Here is a 16,184-nt window from a genome sequence, read left to right on the forward strand (position 1 = left end):
CACAAATACCCCGCATAAACCCTCAGCTTCGAGAAGAGAATGCCGATGACCGAGCAGGCCACCGGGGCCCAGCACCCGCAGCCGCGGGCCCGTAACGGCGGACCGTCCTCCGCCTCCGTTGAGCACCTCACGGGCGCGCAGTCCCTCATCCGTTCTCTCGAGGAAGTCGGGGCCGACACCGTATTCGGCCTCCCTGGCGGTTGCATCCTTCCGGCGTACGACCCGCTGATGGACTCCACCCGGGTCCGCCACATCCTGGTCCGCCACGAGCAGGGTGCCGGTCACGCCGCCACCGGCTACGCACAGGCCACCGGCAAGGTCGGCGTCTGCATGGTCACCTCGGGGCCCGGTGCCACCAACCTGGTCACCCCGATCGCCGACGCGGCCATGGACTCCGTGCCCCTGGTCGCGATCACCGGCCAGGTGGCCTCCGCCGCCATCGGCACGGACGCCTTCCAGGAAGCCGACATCTGCGGCATCACGATGCCGATCACGAAGCACAACTTCCTGGTCACCCGCGCCGAGGACATCGCGCACACGATCGCCGAGGCCTTCCACATCGCCTCCACCGGCCGCCCGGGACCGGTCCTCGTCGACATCGCCAAGGACGCGTTGCAGGCGAGGACGACCTTCAGCTGGCCGCCGTCGATGGACCTGCCCGGCTACCGCCCGGTCACCAAGCCGCACGCCAAGCAGATCCGCGAGGCCGCCAAGCTCGTCACCCAGGCCAAGCGCCCGGTGCTGTACGTCGGCGGCGGCGTCATGAAGGCCGGTGCCACCGCGGAGCTGAAGGTACTGGCAGAGCTCACCGGAGCGCCCGTCACCACCACCCTGATGGCGCTCGGCTCCTTCCCCGACAGCCACCCGCTGCACGTGGGAATGCCCGGCATGCACGGTTCGGTCACCGCCGTCACCGCGCTGCAGAAGGCCGACCTGATCGTCGCGCTCGGGGCCAGGTTCGACGACCGCGTCACCGGCAAGCTGGACAGCTTCGCCCCGTACGCGAAGATCGTGCACGCCGACATCGACCCGGCCGAGATCGGCAAGAACCGCGCCGCCGACGTGCCGATCGTCGGTGACGCCCGCGAGGTCATCGCCGACCTCGTCCAGGCGGTCCAGGCCGAGCACACCGAGGGCAACACCGGCGACTACGAAGCCTGGTGGAAGGACCTCAACCGCTGGCGCGAGACCTACCCGGTCGGCTACGACCTGCCCGAGGACGGCAGTCTCTCGCCGCAGCAGGTCATCGAGCGCATCGGTGAGCTCGCCCCCGCGGGAACGATCTTCACCGCGGGTGTCGGCCAGCACCAGATGTGGGCCTCGCACTTCATCAGCTACGAGCAGCCCTCCACCTGGCTGAACTCGGGCGGCGCCGGGACGATGGGGTACGCGGTCCCGGCCGCGATGGGGGCCAAGGCCGGCATGCCGGACCGCACGGTCTGGGCGATCGACGGCGACGGCTGCTTCCAGATGACCAATCAGGAACTCACCACCTGCGCGCTCAACAACATCCCGATCAAGGTCGCGATCATCAACAACGGGGCGCTCGGGATGGTCCGCCAGTGGCAGACCCTGTTCTACAACCAGCGGTACTCCAACACCGTGCTGCACTCCGGCGCGGACACGGACGGCGCCCCGGCGAAGGGCACCCGGGTGCCGGACTTCGTCAAGCTGTCCGAGGCCATGGGCTGCTACGCGATCCGCTGCGAGGACCCGGCCGACCTGGACAAGGTCATCGCCGAGGCCAACGCGGTCAACGACCGCCCGGTCGTCATCGACTTCATCGTCCACGAGGACGCCATGGTGTGGCCGATGGTCGCCGCCGGCACCTCCAACGACGAGGTCATGGCAGCCCGCGGTGTCCGCCCCGACTTCGGCGACAACGAAGACGACTGAGAGACAGAGAGAGACCGACTCATGTCCACCAAGCACACGCTCTCCGTCCTGGTCGAGAACAAGCCAGGTGTCCTCGCCCGGATCACGGCCCTGTTCTCCCGGCGCGGCTTCAACATCGACTCGCTCGCGGTCGGTACCACCGAGCACCCCGACATCTCCCGCATCACCATCGTCGTGAATGTCGAGGGCCTGCCCCTGGAGCAGGTGACCAAGCAGCTCAACAAGCTGGTCAACGTCCTGAAGATCGTCGAACTCGAGCCCTCCGCTGCGATCCAGCGGGAGCTCGTCCTGGTGAAGGTCCGCGCCGACAACGAGACCCGCTCCCAGATCGTCGAGATCGTCCAGCTCTTCCGCGCCAAGACCGTGGACGTCTCCCCGGAGGCCGTCACGATCGAGGCCACCGGAGGCGCCGACAAGCTGGAGGCCATGCTCAAGATGCTGGAGCAGTTCGGCATCAAGGAGCTCGTCCAGTCCGGCACGATCGCCATAGGGCGCGGCGCGCGCTCGATCACCGACCGTTCCCTGCGCGCGCTCGACCGCACGGCCTGATCACTCCGGGCAGCACCGGGGCCTGATCCACCGGACGGGCCCCGACCGCTCGCATCGCGAGACCCGACAACGTATCGACGCACCCCGCCGTACGGTGGGACGCAACACCTGCACACCAAGGAGAAGACCCAGTGGCCGAGCTGTTCTACGACGACGATGCCGACCTGTCCATCATCCAGGGCCGCAAGGTCGCGGTCCTTGGTTACGGCAGCCAGGGCCACGCCCACGCGCTGTCGCTGCGTGACTCGGGTGTCGACGTCCGAGTCGGTCTGCACGAGGGCTCCAAGTCCAAGGCCAAGGCCGAGGAGCAGGGCCTGCGCGTGGTGACCCCCGCAGAGGCGTCCGCCGAGGCCGACGTCATCATGATCCTCGTCCCGGACCCGATCCAGGCCCAGGTCTACGAGGAGTCCGTCAAGGACAACCTCAAGGACGGCGACGCGCTGTTCTTCGGCCACGGTCTGAACATCCGCTTCGGCTTCATCAAGCCGCCGGCCAACGTCGACGTCTGCATGGTCGCCCCGAAGGGCCCTGGCCACCTGGTGCGCCGCCAGTACGAGGAGGGCCGCGGCGTCCCGTGCATCGTGGCCGTCGAGCAGGACGCCACCGGCAAGGGCCTGGAGCTCGCCCTCAGCTACGCCAAGGGCATCGGCGGCACCCGCGCCGGCGTCATCAAGACGACCTTCACCGAGGAGACCGAGACCGACCTGTTCGGCGAGCAGGCCGTCCTCTGCGGTGGCACCGCCGCCCTGGTCAAGGCCGGTTTCGAGACGCTGACCGAGGCCGGCTACCAGCCGGAGATCGCGTACTTCGAGTGCCTCCACGAGCTGAAGCTCATCGTGGACCTCATGTACGAGGGCGGCCTGGAGAAGATGCGCTGGTCCATCTCGGAGACCGCCGAGTGGGGCGACTACGTCACCGGCCCGCGCATCATCACGGACGCCACCAAGGCCGAGATGAAGAAGGTCCTCGCCGAGATCCAGGACGGCACCTTCGCCAAGAACTGGATGGCCGAGTACCACAACGGTCTGCCCAAGTACAACGAGTACAAGAAGGCCGACAGCGACCACCTGCTGGAGACCACCGGCAAGGAGCTGCGCAAGCTCATGAGCTGGGTCGACAACGAGGACGCCTGAGTCCCACCGGGGGCGGGTCCGCACGGACCCGCCTCCGGGCCGGCCTCACCCCGTGTCACTGCGGGGAGAGGCGGTGGCAGGAACGGCACCGTACGTCGGTACACGCCGTCCGCCCCTTGCGGGTGATCCTTCCACCGGAGCGCGGAATGCGTCCGGTCGCATGACTACACTGCTCAACACATACGCGTCAGGGCCCACAGTGTCGTGCGTCTCCACGCGGCTAGCCCCTCCACCGCCTGCGGCCGTCGGGACGGCCGTCCGCACTGGACTTGTGAGGACACACGTGAGCTCGAAACCTGTCGTACTCATCGCTGAAGAGCTGTCGCCCGCCACGGTCGACGCTCTGGGTCCGGATTTCGAGATCCGGCACTGCAACGGCGCGGACCGCGCCGAACTCCTCCCCGCGATCGTCGATGTCGACGCCATCCTGGTGCGCTCCGCCACCAAGGTCGACGCCGAGGCCATCGCCGCCGCGAAGAAGCTCAGGGTCGTCGCCCGGGCCGGCGTCGGTCTGGACAACGTGGACGTCTCCTCGGCCACCAAGGCCGGCGTGATGGTCGTCAACGCGCCGACGTCCAACATCGTCACCGCCGCCGAGCTCGCCTGCGGCCTGCTCGTCGCCACCGCGCGCAACATCCCGCAGGCCAACACCGCCCTGAAGAACGGCGAGTGGAAGCGTTCCAAGTACACGGGTGTGGAGCTCAGCGAGAAGACCCTCGGCGTCGTCGGCCTCGGGCGCATCGGCGTGCTGGTCGCCCAGCGCATGTCGGCCTTCGGCATGAAGATCGTCGCGTACGACCCCTACGTGCAGCCCGCGCGCGCCGCGCAGATGGGCGTCAAGCTCCTCACGCTGGACGAGCTGCTCGAGGTCTCCGACTTCATCACGGTGCACCTCCCCAAGACCCCCGAGACGCTGGGCCTGATCGGCGACGAGGCGCTGCACAAGGTGAAGCCCTCGGTGCGGATCGTGAACGCCGCGCGCGGCGGCATCGTCGACGAGGAGGCGCTCGCCTCCGCCCTCAAGGAGGGCCGCGTCGCCGGAGCCGGTCTGGACGTGTACACGAAGGAGCCCTGCACGGACTCCCCGCTGTTCGAGTTCGACCAGGTCGTCTGCACCCCGCACCTCGGTGCCTCCACCGACGAGGCGCAGGAGAAGGCGGGCATCGCGGTCGCCCGGTCCGTCCGCCTCGCCCTCGCCGGTGAGCTCGTGCCCGACGCGGTCAACGTCCAGGGCGGCGTCATCGCCGAGGACGTACGTCCGGGGCTGCCGCTCGCCGAGAAGCTCGGCCGGATCTTCACCGCGCTGGCGGGTGAGGTCGCGGCCCGCCTCGACGTCGAGGTCTACGGCGAGATCACCCAGCACGACGTGAAGGTGCTCGAACTCTCGGCGCTCAAGGGCGTCTTCGAGGACGTCGTCGACGAGACGGTGTCGTACGTCAACGCCCCGCTGTTCGCACAGGAGCGAGGTGTCGAGGTCCGCCTCACCACCAGCTCCGAGTCGCCGGACCACCGCAACGTGGTGACCGTCCGCGGCACGCTGTCCAACGGCGAGGAGGTCGCGGTCTCCGGCACGCTGGCCGGCCCCAAGCACCTCCAGAAGATCGTCGGCATCGGCGAGCACGACGTGGACCTGGCGCTCGCCGACCACATGGTCGTCCTGCGGTACGAGGACCGTCCGGGCGTCGTCGGCGCCGTCGGCAAGATCCTCGGCGAGGCCGGCCTGAACATCGCGGGCATGCAGGTCTCCCGGCAGGACGCGGGCGGCGAGGCGCTCGTCGTCCTCACCGTCGACGACACCATCCCGCAGTCGGTCCTGACCGAGATCGCCGAGGAGATCGGTGCCGCTTCGGCCCGTTCGGTCAATCTCACCGACTGATCCAGCGCCACGCGGCAACCGCACCCGGCAGGCAGACACACGTCCGCCTGCCGGGTGCTCCGCTGTCCGGGGACGGGCGGCGGCCCCGGCCGCCTCGCAGCCGGGCGGGCCGGGCGCGCGGAGCCTTACAGCCGGGCCGACTTGAGGGCCATGTGCAGCAGCAGCCTGTCCTTGCCGTCGCTCAGGTCGAGTCCGGTCAGCTGCTGGACCCGGGTCAGCCGGTAGTAGAGCGTCTGGCGGTGGATGCCCAGCTCGGCCGCCGCCCGGCCGGCCTGGCCCGCGCAGTCGAGGAACACCTCGGCGGTGCGCGCCAGTTCCGTGTGTGCCGGGGCCAGCAGGGTGCGGACGGCGTCGTCCGGGGCGGTGCCGGGGTGCCGGGGCAGCGAGGCCAGCAGCCGGTACGGGCCGATGGCGGGCCAGCCGGCGACCGGGCCGAAACGGGATTCGGCGGCGGCGGCGCGGGCCGCGGACCGGGCCTCGTGCCAGGAGTCGGCCAGCTCCGTCAGACCCCGGCGGGCGACCGCGATCCCGGCGGTGGCGGCGGGCCCCGCGGCCGCGCGCAGCCGGTCCGCGGCCGTCGTCGCCGGGTCCAGGGCGTCGGGGGAGCGCAGCCGGACGAGGGCGGCCAGCGACGGCCCCCCCGCACCCGCCCCCGTCACCGTGGCGAGGGCCGCCGTCGACGGCACCGTCCGCACCGTCGGGGTCTCCTCCGGCCACGGCGTCACGCACACCACCGTGTGCAGCCCGCCCGCGTCCGGGCCGAGGGCCTCGCTCAGGGCGGCCACGGCCATGTCGTGCTGCCAGCCCCGCCCGGCGGCGAGTACCGCGCCGAACTCCCGGGACAGATCCGAACCGGCCCGCGCCTCGTCGGAGAGGAGCGCCCCGATCCGGGCCGCGACCTCCATCGCAGCCGCCAGCTGTCCGTCGGTGGGTGCCGGGTCGGCGTCGAGCAGCCACACGTACCCCAGGACGACACCCCGATGGCGTACCGGGAGGCAGATCCGGCCGCGGAACACCCCCGCCTCAGGGGCGGCCGGGATGCGGACCGGGCCGGTGGCGCGGGTGATGCCGAAGTCCTCGAACCAGGCCCGGACGGCCGGCGTGGAGCGCCGGGTGAGGATGGAGCGCGTACGCACGGGGTCCATGGCGCTGTCGTCGTCGCTGTCGTGCGCCCCGAAGGCGACCAGGCGGAAATCCCGGTCCTCCAGGGTGGCCGGGGCGCCGAGCAGCGCGGAGATCTCGTCGACCAGCTCCTGGTAATCGCCCTTCACCCGGCCATTCTCGCACCCCTTCAGACATATGTCTGAGGTGGCGGCCACAGATGCGTGACAGGTGTCGATGGCACAGGATCGGATGGATCCTTAGATTTCACGGTGGTTCTCCGCGCCGTCCCGGTCTGTTCATATGCGTACCGATACGGCCGTCGTTCGTACTTTCCGTCCTTCCGTGGAGGTGCCCCGTGCTGGGTCCCGTGATTCTCGCCGCGTCCCGCAGCGACACGATGCGTCGTTTCGTCTCGGCCGCCCCGGGCACCAAGCAGGTCGTCGACCGGTTCATCGCCGGTGAGACGGCCGACCAGGTCATCCAGGTCGTCCAGGACGCGGCCGACCAGGGCCTCGAGGTCACCCTGGACGTCGTGGGCGAGGACATCACCACCCGCGAGCAGGCCGCCGCCGCCCGTGACGCCTACCTGGAGCTGATCGGCCGCCTGGAGGACCTCGGCCTCGGCACCGGTGCCGAGATGTCCGTGAAGCTGTCGATGTTCGGCCAGTCCCTCGACGACGGCCACGAGCTGGCGCTCGCCAACATCCGCCCGGTCGTCGAGGCCGCCGCCGCGATCGGCACCACGGTCACGCTGGACGCCGAGGACCACACCACCCTCGACTCGATGTTCGCCATCCACGAGGAGCTGCGGAAGGACTTCCCGCAGACGGGCTGCGTGATCCAGGCCTACCTGTTCCGTACCGAGGACGACGCCCGCCGCCTCGCCGCCGCCGGGAGCCGGGTCCGCCTGGTGAAGGGCGCGTACAAGGAGCCCGCCTCCGTCGCGTACCAGCGGAAGCCCGAGATCGACAAGGCGTTCGTCCGGATCCTGAGGATCCTGATGCTGGGCGAGGGCTACCCGATGATCGGCTCCCACGACCCGCGCCTCATCGCCATCGGCCAGGAGCTCGCCCGTCAAGCCGGGCGCAAACTGGACGAGTACGAGTTCCAGATGCTGTACGGCATCCGCAGCGACGAGCAGATCCGGCTCGCGGCCGAGGGCCACCGGATGCGCGTCTACACGGCGTACGGCACCGACTGGTACGGCTACTTCATGCGCCGCCTCGCGGAGAAGCCGGCCAACCTGCTGTTCTTCGCCCGCTCCATCCTCACCAAGGGCTGAACCAAGAGCTGAACCATTGGCTGACCTGCCCGGCCGACCACCCACCCCAACCAAGGAGACAAGGCACTCATGGACGCTGTGACCCAGGTCCCCGCGCCGGTCAACGAGCCGGTCCACTCCTACGCCCCGGGTTCCCCCGAGCGGGCCCGCCTGGAGGTGAAGCTCAAGGAGCTCGCCGAGAACCCGATCGACCTGCCGATGACCATCGGCGGCGAGAAGCGGATGGGTGGCGGCGAGCGCTTCGACGTCGTACAGCCGCACAACCACAAGGCCGTCATCGGCACGTTCGCCGGTGCCACGGAGCAGGACGCGCAGGACGCGATCGACGCCGCCCTCGCCGCCGCCCCGGCCTGGCGCGCGATGTCCTTCGACGACCGCGCCGCGATCATCCTGCGTGCCGCCGAGCTGCTGTCCGGCCCCTGGCGCGAGACGCTGGCCGCGTCCACGATGCTCGGCCAGTCGAAGACCGCCCAGCAGGCCGAGATCGACTGTCCCTGCGAGCTCGTCGACTTCTGGCGCTTCAACGTGCACTACGCGCGCCAGATCCTCGCCGAGCAGCCCCCGGCGAACTCCCCCGGCGTGTGGAACCGCATGGACCACCGCCCGCTCGAGGGCTTCGTCTACGCGATCACGCCCTTCAACTTCACCGCCATCGCGGGCAACCTGCCCACCGCGCCCGCCCTCATGGGCAACGTCGTCGTGTGGAAGCCCTCCCCGACGCAGACCCACGCCGCCGTGCTGCTGATGCGGCTCCTGGAAGAGGCCGGTCTGCCCAAGGGCGTCATCAACCTGGTCACGGGCGACGGCAAGGCCGTCTCCGAGGTGGCGCTGAACCACCGCGACCTGGCCGGCATCCACTTCACCGGCTCGACCCCCACCTTCCAGCACCTGTGGAAGACCGTCGGCAACAACATCGCCAACTACCGCACCTATCCGCGCCTCGTCGGTGAGACCGGCGGCAAGGACTTCGTCGTCGCGCACCCGAGTGCCGACCGCGCCGTCCTGAAGACCGCGCTGACCCGTGGCTCGTTTGAGTACCAGGGCCAGAAGTGCTCCGCCTCCTCCCGGGCGTACGTTCCCGCCTCCATCTGGAACTCCGGTTTCAAGGAGGAGTTCGCGGCAGAGGTCGACTCCATCACCATGGGTGACGTCACCGAGCTGTCGCACTTCATCGGCGCCGTCATCGACGCGCGTTCGTTCGCGAAGAACAAGGCCGCGATCGACCGCGCCCAGGCCGACCCGTCCTGCACGCTCGTCGCGGGCGGTACGTACGACGACTCCGTCGGCTACTTCGTCCGCCCGACCGTCATCGTGTGCGACGACCCGGCCAACGAGGTCTTCACCACCGAGTACTTCGGCCCGATCCTCGCCGTCCACGTCTACGAGGACGAGAAGTACGACGCCATGCTGGAGCAGATGGAGTCGGTCTCCGACTACGCGCTGACCGGTGCGGTCATCTCCAACGACCGTGCGGCGGCGGCGTACACGATGGACAAGCTCCGCTACGCCGCGGGCAACTTCTACATCAACGACAAGTCGACCGGTGCCGTCGTCGGCCAGCAGCCCTTCGGCGGCGGCCGTGCCTCGGGCACCAACGACAAGGCCGGCGCCCCGCAGAACCTGCAGCGCTGGACGCTGACCCGCGCCATCAAGGAGACGCTGGTCCCGCCGACCGACTACACCTACCCCCACCAGGGCTGACGCCCCCGGGGCGCCGCACACCGGCGCCCCGCCCCGCACTCCGCCTCCCGACCGGCCCCCCTGCCGGCCGGGAGGCGGTTTCCATCTCCGGGTGACGCGGTGCGGGCGACGGGGAGTCCGGCACGCCACGGGCGGAGCCCCGCGCGGTCTCAGCCCTTCACGGTGAAGCCCGCCCGCAGCAGGGCGTCGTCGCGCGAGGACGGGCCGACGAGCAGCTCGAAGTCGCCCGGCTCGACGACACGGCGGCCCTCGGCGTCCACGAGCGTGCACGCCTCGACGGGCAGCTCCACCAGGACCTCGCGTGCCTCCCCCGGGGCGAGCGTCACCTGCTGGTACGCCTTCAGCTCCTTCTCGGCCCAGGTCACGGACGTCACCGTGTCGCTGAGGTACACCTGCACCGTCTCCCGCACGGGCCGGGCGCCGGTGTTGTGGACCGTGACGCGTGCGCGCACCGTGTCGGCCGCACCGACGCTCGCCGTGAGCACCTCCAGATCGCCGTACGTGACCGTCGTGTAGCTCAGGCCCTCGCCGAACACGAACGCCGGACGCTGGGTGAGGTCGGCGTACCGGGTGCCGTGCTGGCCGCGGATCTGGTTGTAGTACGTCGGCTGCTGCCCCGCGTGCCGGGCGAAGGAGACCGGCAGCCGGCCCGACGGCTCGACGAGCCCGAGCAGCAGCTCGGCCACGGCACGGCCGCCCTCCATGCCCGGGTTGAAGGCGTGCACGACCGCCGCGGCGCCGAGCGCGGACGGCGGCAGGACCAGCGGCTTGGAGCTGATGACCACGACGACCATCGGCTTGCCGGTCGCGGCGAGCGCGTCGAGCAACGCGACCTGGTCACCGACGAGTTCCAGGGTCGCGGTGGAGCGCCCCTCGCCGACCAGCTCGATACGGTCGCCCACGACGGCGACGACGTAGTCCGCGGCCCCGGCCGCGGCGACCGCCTCAGCGATCAGGGCCTCGTCGGGCTCCGCCGGGACGACGACCTCGGGGCGGGGCTGCCCGTCGGGGAAGAACTCCCCCTCCGGGTCGGGCCCCACGGTGAGGATCCCGGCACCCCGCGCGTACGAGACGGTCCAGTCTGCCGGGGCATGTGCGCGGAAGCCGTCGAGCACCGTGCGGATCATGGCGCGCGGGTGGCCGTCCGGCAGCCAGTCCGCCTGGCCCGAGGAACCGGCCCAGTCGCCGAGCTGGGTCTGCGCGTCGTCGGCGTTCGGCCCGACGACGGCGACCGTGCGGGCTGTCGGGACGGGGCCGGAGAGGGCGCGACCGTCCGCGCCCGCCTCGAAGCCACCGGCCAGCGGCAGGGTGCCGTCGTTGGTGAGCAGGACCAGCGAGCGGCGGGCGGCCTCCAGGTTCAGTACGGCGTGCTCGGCGCTGCCGATGACCTCGGCCTGCCGTGCGGCGTCGGGACGGCGCGGATTCTCGAACAGGCCCAGCTCGAACTTCAGCGTCAGGACGCGCCGGACCGCCGCGTCGATCTCCGCCTCGTCGAGGGTGCCCGACTCGACCGCCCGCTGCGCCCCCTCGAAGAACTTCGGCGTCGTCATCACCATGTCGTTGCCCGCGCGGACCGCGGCGGTGGCGGCCTGTGTGTAGTCGGCGTAGATCCGCTGCTCCCACACCATCCGGCCGACGTTGTCCCAGTCCGTGACCAGGGTGCCGGTATAGCCCCACTCGCCGCGCAGCACCTCGTTCAGCAGCCAGTTGTTCACGGTGACGGGCACACCGTCCATGGACTGGTATCCGAGCATGAACGTACGGCAGCCCTCGCGGGCGACCCGCTCGAACGGGGGCAGGAACCAGGAGCGCAGCTTGCGCCGCGAGATGTCGGCCTCGCTCGCGTCACGGCCGCCCTGCGTCTCGGAGTAGCCCGCGAAGTGCTTGGCGCACGCCAGGACCGCCGTCGGGTCGGACAGACCGTCGCCCTGGTAGCCGCGGACCATCGCCGAGGCGAGCTCGCCGATCAGGAAGGGGTCCTCGCCGAACGTCTCGCTGATCCGGCCCCAGCGCAGATCACGGGTGATGCACAGGACCGGCGAGAACGTCCAGTGGACACCGGTCGCGGCGACCTCGACGGCCGTGGCCCTGGCGACGCGCTCCACGAGCCCCGGGTCCCAGGTGGCCGCCATGCCGAGCTGCGTGGGGTAGATCGTCGCCCCCTCCCAGAAGGAGTGCCCGTGGATGCAGTCCTCCGCGACCAGCAGCGGGATGCGCAGGCGTGTCCGCCCGGTGAGCGCCGCGGCCTCGAGGACGCGCTCGGGAGAGGCGTGCAGGATCGAACCCACGTGCAGGTCCTCGATGAGGTGCCGTACCCCGTCCGTGGCGCTCAACTGGAGCATCTGGCCGGTCTTCTCGGCCAGGGTCATACGGCCGAGGAGGTCCGCGACTCGGTCGGCGACGGGCAGCGCGGGGTCGAGATAGGGCAGGCAGGGGGCCACGGCGGGTCCTTTCGCGACACGGTTCGGGTCCACCTTAGAGTTGATACCGACCACCTGGTAAGTATCTCTCGCGGGAAGCGGATCCCCTGTGCGAATCTGGTCACCGACGACGGACGAGAGCCGACAGGACCGGGGGAGTGGCGCGTGACCGCCGAAGCGCAGCGTGGCTACGCGAAGGGCCGTGCGAAGCGACGTGAGATCCTCGGCCAGGCCATGTCCCTGTTCGGCGAGGCCGGCTACCGGGGTGCCTCGCTGCGCGTGATCGCGACCCGGTGCGGCCTGTCGCACCCCGGCCTGCTGCACCACTTCCCGACCAAGGAGTCCCTGCTGCTCGCGGTGCTCGAACACCGTGACGAGGTGGACGGCGAATGGCTTGCGGCGGGCGGGACGTCGGGCGTCGACCGGCTGCGCAGGTTCGCCGAGCTGGCCGCGCTGAACGCCACGCGGCGCGGCATCGTCGAGCTGTTCACCGTGGTCTCCGCCGAAGCGACCGCGGCGGATCACCCGGCGCACGCGTACTTCGTGCGGCGCTACCGCCATTCCGTCTCGGGCGCCGAACTCGCCTACCTGCGGGCGCGCGACGAGGGCGCGCTCCGGGACGGCATCGAGCCGCAGGAGGCGGGCCGGCAGCTGATCGCCCTGATGGACGGGCTCCAGGTGCAGTGGCTGCTCGCCGACCGCGCCACGGACATGGCGGGCCTCCTGCGCGCCCACATCCAGGCGCAGCTCAGCGTGCGGCTCTGAACGCCCCTCTCCGCCACGCGTCGTTGTCAGTGGGCGCCACTAGGTTCAGTGGTGTCCCGCCGCTGTGGTGAGGACGCCCCCCCGGCGTACAGGAGATGACGCGTTGTCAGATTGGGAGAGGTCGAGCACGGTACGGGTGGTGTCGCCCGCACGGCCGCGCAAGCTCGCCAAGGTCCCGTTCGTCGAGCTGGCCGACGGACGGTTGCAGGGTGTGGTGTCCAGCGGCTCCGACATCGAGCGGGTCTACGTCTCGTCCGTGGTGACCGGCACCTACGCCTTCGCGTGCAGCACCAACAACAACCGGCCCTGCGGCGGCGCCAGGGGTTCGTTCTGCAATCACCTCCGGGCCCTGATCACCGAGGCGGTGCTGCAGTACGGCGCCGAGCGCGTCGCCCGCTACCTGAGGGTCGAGAGCGCGGACGGGGAGCCGAGCGCGCAGGGCATCGCCGGTGCCATGACGAGCGCCCGTCCACCGCAGGGGGACACCACGGCCGCCGCACCCGTCTTCAGCAGGTTCCTGCGCCACCTCGCCTATCTGGAACTGGCCCCGACCACCGCACCGTTGCCCGAGATGCAGTGGTTCCCGCCGAGCAGGACGGTGGCCTGATGCGCGCCGATCTGCTGGCCGGACCCGTGACCGGGCTGGACGAGGCCCTGGCCGCCGTCGACGCCTTCGACCAGGCCCTCGTCGCGGGCCTGTTGCGTCCCCGGCCCGACCGGTCCGCCGGTCCGGCCGGCCTCGCCCGCGCCGTCGCGGGGACCCCGCTGGCCGCCAGGGTCGCCGAGGCGGCCGAGAAGGCCGAGGCCGGAGCGGCGGGCGAGGACCACTTCGTCGCCCTCGCCGCCGCCCGGACCGCACTGCTCGGCTCCGTCCACGACGCCCTGACGACCCGTGTCGGGGAGGCGACCGGCCGGCCACGCGGAGAGGACAGCGTCCCGCCGCCCGGCGGGCAGCCGGAGGCCAACCTGCTCCTCGCCGCCCGCTCCTGGCTGTCCGATCTGGCACGCTCCGGATGGCAGGGCATCGACCACGACGTGGTCTCCGGCTCGGCGCAGATCATCTCCGCCCTGCTCCCCGACCCGTCCCTGCGCCGCCTGGCGACACTCCTCGACGGATTCGCCGTGGAGCTGGCAGCCTCCTGCCCCGGCGCCTCGCTGGAACGCGTACCGGTGCGCCGCTGGGCGGACCTCTGGTCGCGCGGGATGCTGCTCACCCTGCCCGGCGCGGCCGGCGTACCCCTGTCGGGTACGGCCACCGGCCGGCTCCTGCCCCTCGGCACCGACCTGCAGGAGCACGCGACCGCCGTACAGGCCCAGGTCCACGCGGTCTTCGAGCCCGCGGACGGGACCGCGCCCCGCCTGGTGCGAGCGGGCGTGTCCGTGCCGAAGCCCGACACGGTCGTGGGAGCCGGGCTCTGGCAGCTGCTCCGCCCGCACATGTCGCTCCTGGCGGCCGCCGGTGACGGGTGCTCGATGGACCTCACCGACATGCCGGTCACCGCCGACGGGGACCTGGTCTGGAGCGACGGGCACGCCCGCCGCGGCGAGCCCGCCGACGCGTTCGCCACCGCCCGCGTCGCCCTGCCCACCGCCACCGACGCCGCGACCGTGCCCCTCGACCGGCACCCGGCGCGCATCGCCGTCCCCGTGTTCCTGGAGGGCTACGACGCCGGGACGGACGAGAACGGCGCGCTGACGTTCACCGTCGCCGGTCATCCGCTCCCCGTCGACACCGACCGCATTCCGGCCGCGGGACCGCTCACCCCCGAGGCCGTCGCGGCCTCGGGCGCGTGTATCGCACTGCTCCGCTGGGACGACGGGACGTATCGCCTCCAGCCCCTGGCCGTGGAGCGGACCGTACGGAAGAAGGCGGTCGCCCTCCACGCCGGGGGATGGGCCGGAGGCACGGCCGACAAGGCGGGCGTCAGGGCCGAGAAGGCCGCCACCGACGCCGTGGCCGTGCTACGGGAGCGGGCCGGGAGGCTGCTGCGGAAATGACGGACCACACGACCGGATCACAGCCCGTGCCCCCGCCCGGGAACGCGGCACCGCCGGGACCCGGACCCGGCACTCACGACAACCGCCGGCAGGTCCTGTACTGGCGCCTCCTCGCCCGCCTCTTCGACCCGGAGGAACAGGCCACCCTGGAATCCGCGAGCCTGGCCGTCGTCGAGGACATCGGCCTGCCTTCCGCCCTGCTGGACCCGCAGGCCTCCGTCGACTCCATCGTGCAGCGCCACCCTGAACTGGCCACCGAGTTCGACGGTCTGATGGTGCCCGCCTCCGGTCCCGGCCCCGCGGGCGGTTCCCGTGACCGGGCCGCCGAAGTACGGCGCGCGGCCCTGGCGTCGAAGGTGCTGCTCAACGTCTTCGCCTCCGGCTCCGGCACGGTCACCGCCGGACAGCTGGCGCGCTGGCAGTCCGACGCGGGCTGGCTGGAGCGCGCGCTCGGCTGCACCCCCGGACAGCTCCGCGGCGGCCGGACCGGCCCGGGCGCCACGGGCCCCGGGGTCAGCCCGACCGGCACCGGAGGCCGCGGCACGACCCCCGGCCTCAGCCGGCTGATCCCGGCGATCGGTCCCGAACTGGGCGCGCTGGAGGCCGACCTCGTCAAGCGCATGCACCTGCGGGAGGTGCTGGCCGACCCCGACCTGGCCGCGCAGCTCACCCCGAGCATGTCGCTGATCGAACAGCTGCTGCGCGACAAGAACAACCTCTCCGGCGTGGCCCTCGCCAACGCCAAGGCGCTGATCCGCCGCTTCGTCGACGAGATCGCCGAAGTGCTGCGCACCCAGGTGGAGAAGTCCACGGTGGGAGCCCTGGACCGCTCCGTCCCGCCCAAGCGGGTGTTCCGCAACCTCGACATCGACCGCACGATCTGGAAGAACCTCACCAACTGGAGCCCGGAGGAGGAGCGGCTCTACGTCGACCGCCTCTACTACCGGCACACCGCCCGCAGGACGACACCCCAGCGGCTGATCGTCGTCGTGGACCAGTCGGGCTCGATGGTCGACTCGATGGTCAACTGCACCATCCTGGCCTCGATCTTCGCCGGGCTCCCCAAGGTGGACGTCCACCTGATCGCGTACGACACCCAGGCGCTCGACCTCACCCCGTGGGTGCACGACCCCTTCGAGACCCTGTTGCGCACCAACCTCGGCGGCGGCACCGACGGCACGGTCGCCATGGCCCTGGCCCAGCCGAAGATCGCCGAGCCCCGCAGCACCGTCGTCGTGTGGATCTCCGACTTCTACGAATGGCGGACCGAGCCGCTGTTCGAAAGCATGGCGGCCATCCACCGCTCGGGCGCCAAGTTCATCCCGGTCGGCTCGGTGACCAGCTCCGGCCGCGGTGTCGTCAACCCGTGGTTCCGGGAGCGTTTCAAGGATCTCGGCACGCCGGTGCTCTCCGGCCACATCCGCAAGCTCGTCCACGAACTCAAGACGTTCCTCGCCTAG

12 protein-coding genes are annotated in these 16,184 nt (G+C 71.1%); 10 read left to right on the plus strand and 2 right to left on the minus strand.

The window, feature by feature from the left end:
- Positions 1-39 precede the first annotated feature (39 nt).
- The 4 genes from AB0F38_RS06945 to serA all read left to right on the plus strand — a co-directional run bounded on the left by AB0F38_RS06945 (position 40) and on the right by serA (position 5,454).
- Positions 40-1,896, plus strand: coding sequence for an acetolactate synthase large subunit (locus tag AB0F38_RS06945; RefSeq protein WP_361887771.1), 1,857 nt, complete (start codon positions 40-42; stop codon positions 1,894-1,896).
- Positions 1,897-1,917: 21 nt separating this feature from the next.
- Positions 1,918-2,445 (plus strand): acetolactate synthase small subunit, encoded by a 528-nt coding sequence (gene ilvN / locus AB0F38_RS06950; RefSeq protein WP_104789338.1) that lies wholly within the window; start codon positions 1,918-1,920, stop codon positions 2,443-2,445.
- 131 nt (positions 2,446-2,576) lie between these two features.
- Positions 2,577-3,578 (plus strand): ketol-acid reductoisomerase, encoded by a 1,002-nt coding sequence (ilvC, locus tag AB0F38_RS06955; protein ID WP_361887774.1) that lies wholly within the window; start codon positions 2,577-2,579, stop codon positions 3,576-3,578.
- A 283-nt stretch (positions 3,579-3,861) separates the two neighbouring features.
- The gene (gene serA, locus AB0F38_RS06960; protein WP_361887777.1) at positions 3,862-5,454 is read left to right on the plus strand and encodes a phosphoglycerate dehydrogenase; all 1,593 of its coding nucleotides are present in this window, start codon (positions 3,862-3,864) and stop codon (positions 5,452-5,454) included.
- 125 nt (positions 5,455-5,579) lie between these two features.
- Here the strand turns inward: serA and AB0F38_RS06965 are convergent, their stop codons facing one another.
- Positions 5,580-6,725 (minus strand): helix-turn-helix domain-containing protein, encoded by a 1,146-nt coding sequence (locus AB0F38_RS06965; protein ID WP_361887780.1) that lies wholly within the window; start codon positions 6,723-6,725, stop codon positions 5,580-5,582.
- A 188-nt stretch (positions 6,726-6,913) separates the two neighbouring features.
- Between AB0F38_RS06965 and AB0F38_RS06970 the strand changes: the two genes are divergently transcribed.
- Both AB0F38_RS06970 and pruA read left to right on the plus strand, forming a co-directional pair.
- Positions 6,914-7,840 carry a proline dehydrogenase family protein gene (locus tag AB0F38_RS06970; RefSeq protein ID WP_361887783.1) on the plus strand — a complete coding sequence of 309 codons (927 nt, stop codon included), beginning with the start codon at positions 6,914-6,916 and terminating at the stop codon, positions 7,838-7,840.
- A 69-nt stretch (positions 7,841-7,909) separates the two neighbouring features.
- Positions 7,910-9,541 (plus strand): L-glutamate gamma-semialdehyde dehydrogenase, encoded by a 1,632-nt coding sequence (gene pruA, locus AB0F38_RS06975; RefSeq protein ID WP_361887786.1) that lies wholly within the window; start codon positions 7,910-7,912, stop codon positions 9,539-9,541.
- A gap of 149 nt (positions 9,542-9,690) precedes the next feature.
- On the opposite strand, the gene AB0F38_RS06980 is transcribed toward pruA, so the two are convergent.
- Positions 9,691-11,982 (minus strand): glycoside hydrolase family 3 N-terminal domain-containing protein, encoded by a 2,292-nt coding sequence (locus AB0F38_RS06980; RefSeq protein WP_361887789.1) that lies wholly within the window; start codon positions 11,980-11,982, stop codon positions 9,691-9,693.
- A 144-nt stretch (positions 11,983-12,126) separates the two neighbouring features.
- Between AB0F38_RS06980 and AB0F38_RS06985 the strand changes: the two genes are divergently transcribed.
- The 4 genes from AB0F38_RS06985 (at position 12,127) to AB0F38_RS07000 (ending at position 16,184) form a co-directional block, all read left to right on the plus strand.
- Complete coding sequence (locus tag AB0F38_RS06985; protein WP_361887792.1) at positions 12,127-12,726, plus strand: TetR/AcrR family transcriptional regulator; 600 nt, start codon at positions 12,127-12,129, stop codon at positions 12,724-12,726.
- 103 nt (positions 12,727-12,829) lie between these two features.
- Complete coding sequence (locus AB0F38_RS06990; RefSeq protein WP_361887795.1) at positions 12,830-13,333, plus strand: hypothetical protein; 504 nt, start codon at positions 12,830-12,832, stop codon at positions 13,331-13,333.
- On the plus strand, positions 13,303-14,724 hold the full coding sequence (locus AB0F38_RS06995) for a hypothetical protein (protein WP_361887798.1): 1,422 nt from the start codon (positions 13,303-13,305) through the stop codon (positions 14,722-14,724). The genes AB0F38_RS06990 and AB0F38_RS06995 overlap by 31 nt, the downstream gene beginning before the upstream one ends.
- Positions 14,721-16,184 carry a VWA domain-containing protein gene (locus AB0F38_RS07000; RefSeq protein WP_361887800.1) on the plus strand — a complete coding sequence of 488 codons (1,464 nt, stop codon included), beginning with the start codon at positions 14,721-14,723 and terminating at the stop codon, positions 16,182-16,184. The genes AB0F38_RS06995 and AB0F38_RS07000 overlap by 4 nt, the downstream gene beginning before the upstream one ends.

It is taken from the genome of Streptomyces sp. NPDC025273 (assembly GCF_040638585.1).
Classification (GTDB): Bacteria; Actinomycetota; Actinomycetes; order Streptomycetales; family Streptomycetaceae; genus Streptomyces; species Streptomyces cinereorectus.

Excerpts from the sequence above, each read along its gene's own strand:
- AB0F38_RS06945 (WP_361887771.1), top strand. The coding sequence starts at position 40 with ATGCCGATGACCGAGCAGGCCACCGGGGCCCAGCACCCGCAGCCGCGG.
- ilvN (WP_104789338.1), top strand. The coding sequence starts at position 1,918 with ATGTCCACCAAGCACACGCTCTCCGTCCTGGTCGAGAACAAGCCAGGT.
- pruA (WP_361887786.1), top strand. The coding sequence starts at position 7,910 with ATGGACGCTGTGACCCAGGTCCCCGCGCCGGTCAACGAGCCGGTCCAC.
- AB0F38_RS07000 (WP_361887800.1), top strand. The coding sequence starts at position 14,721 with ATGACGGACCACACGACCGGATCACAGCCCGTGCCCCCGCCCGGGAAC.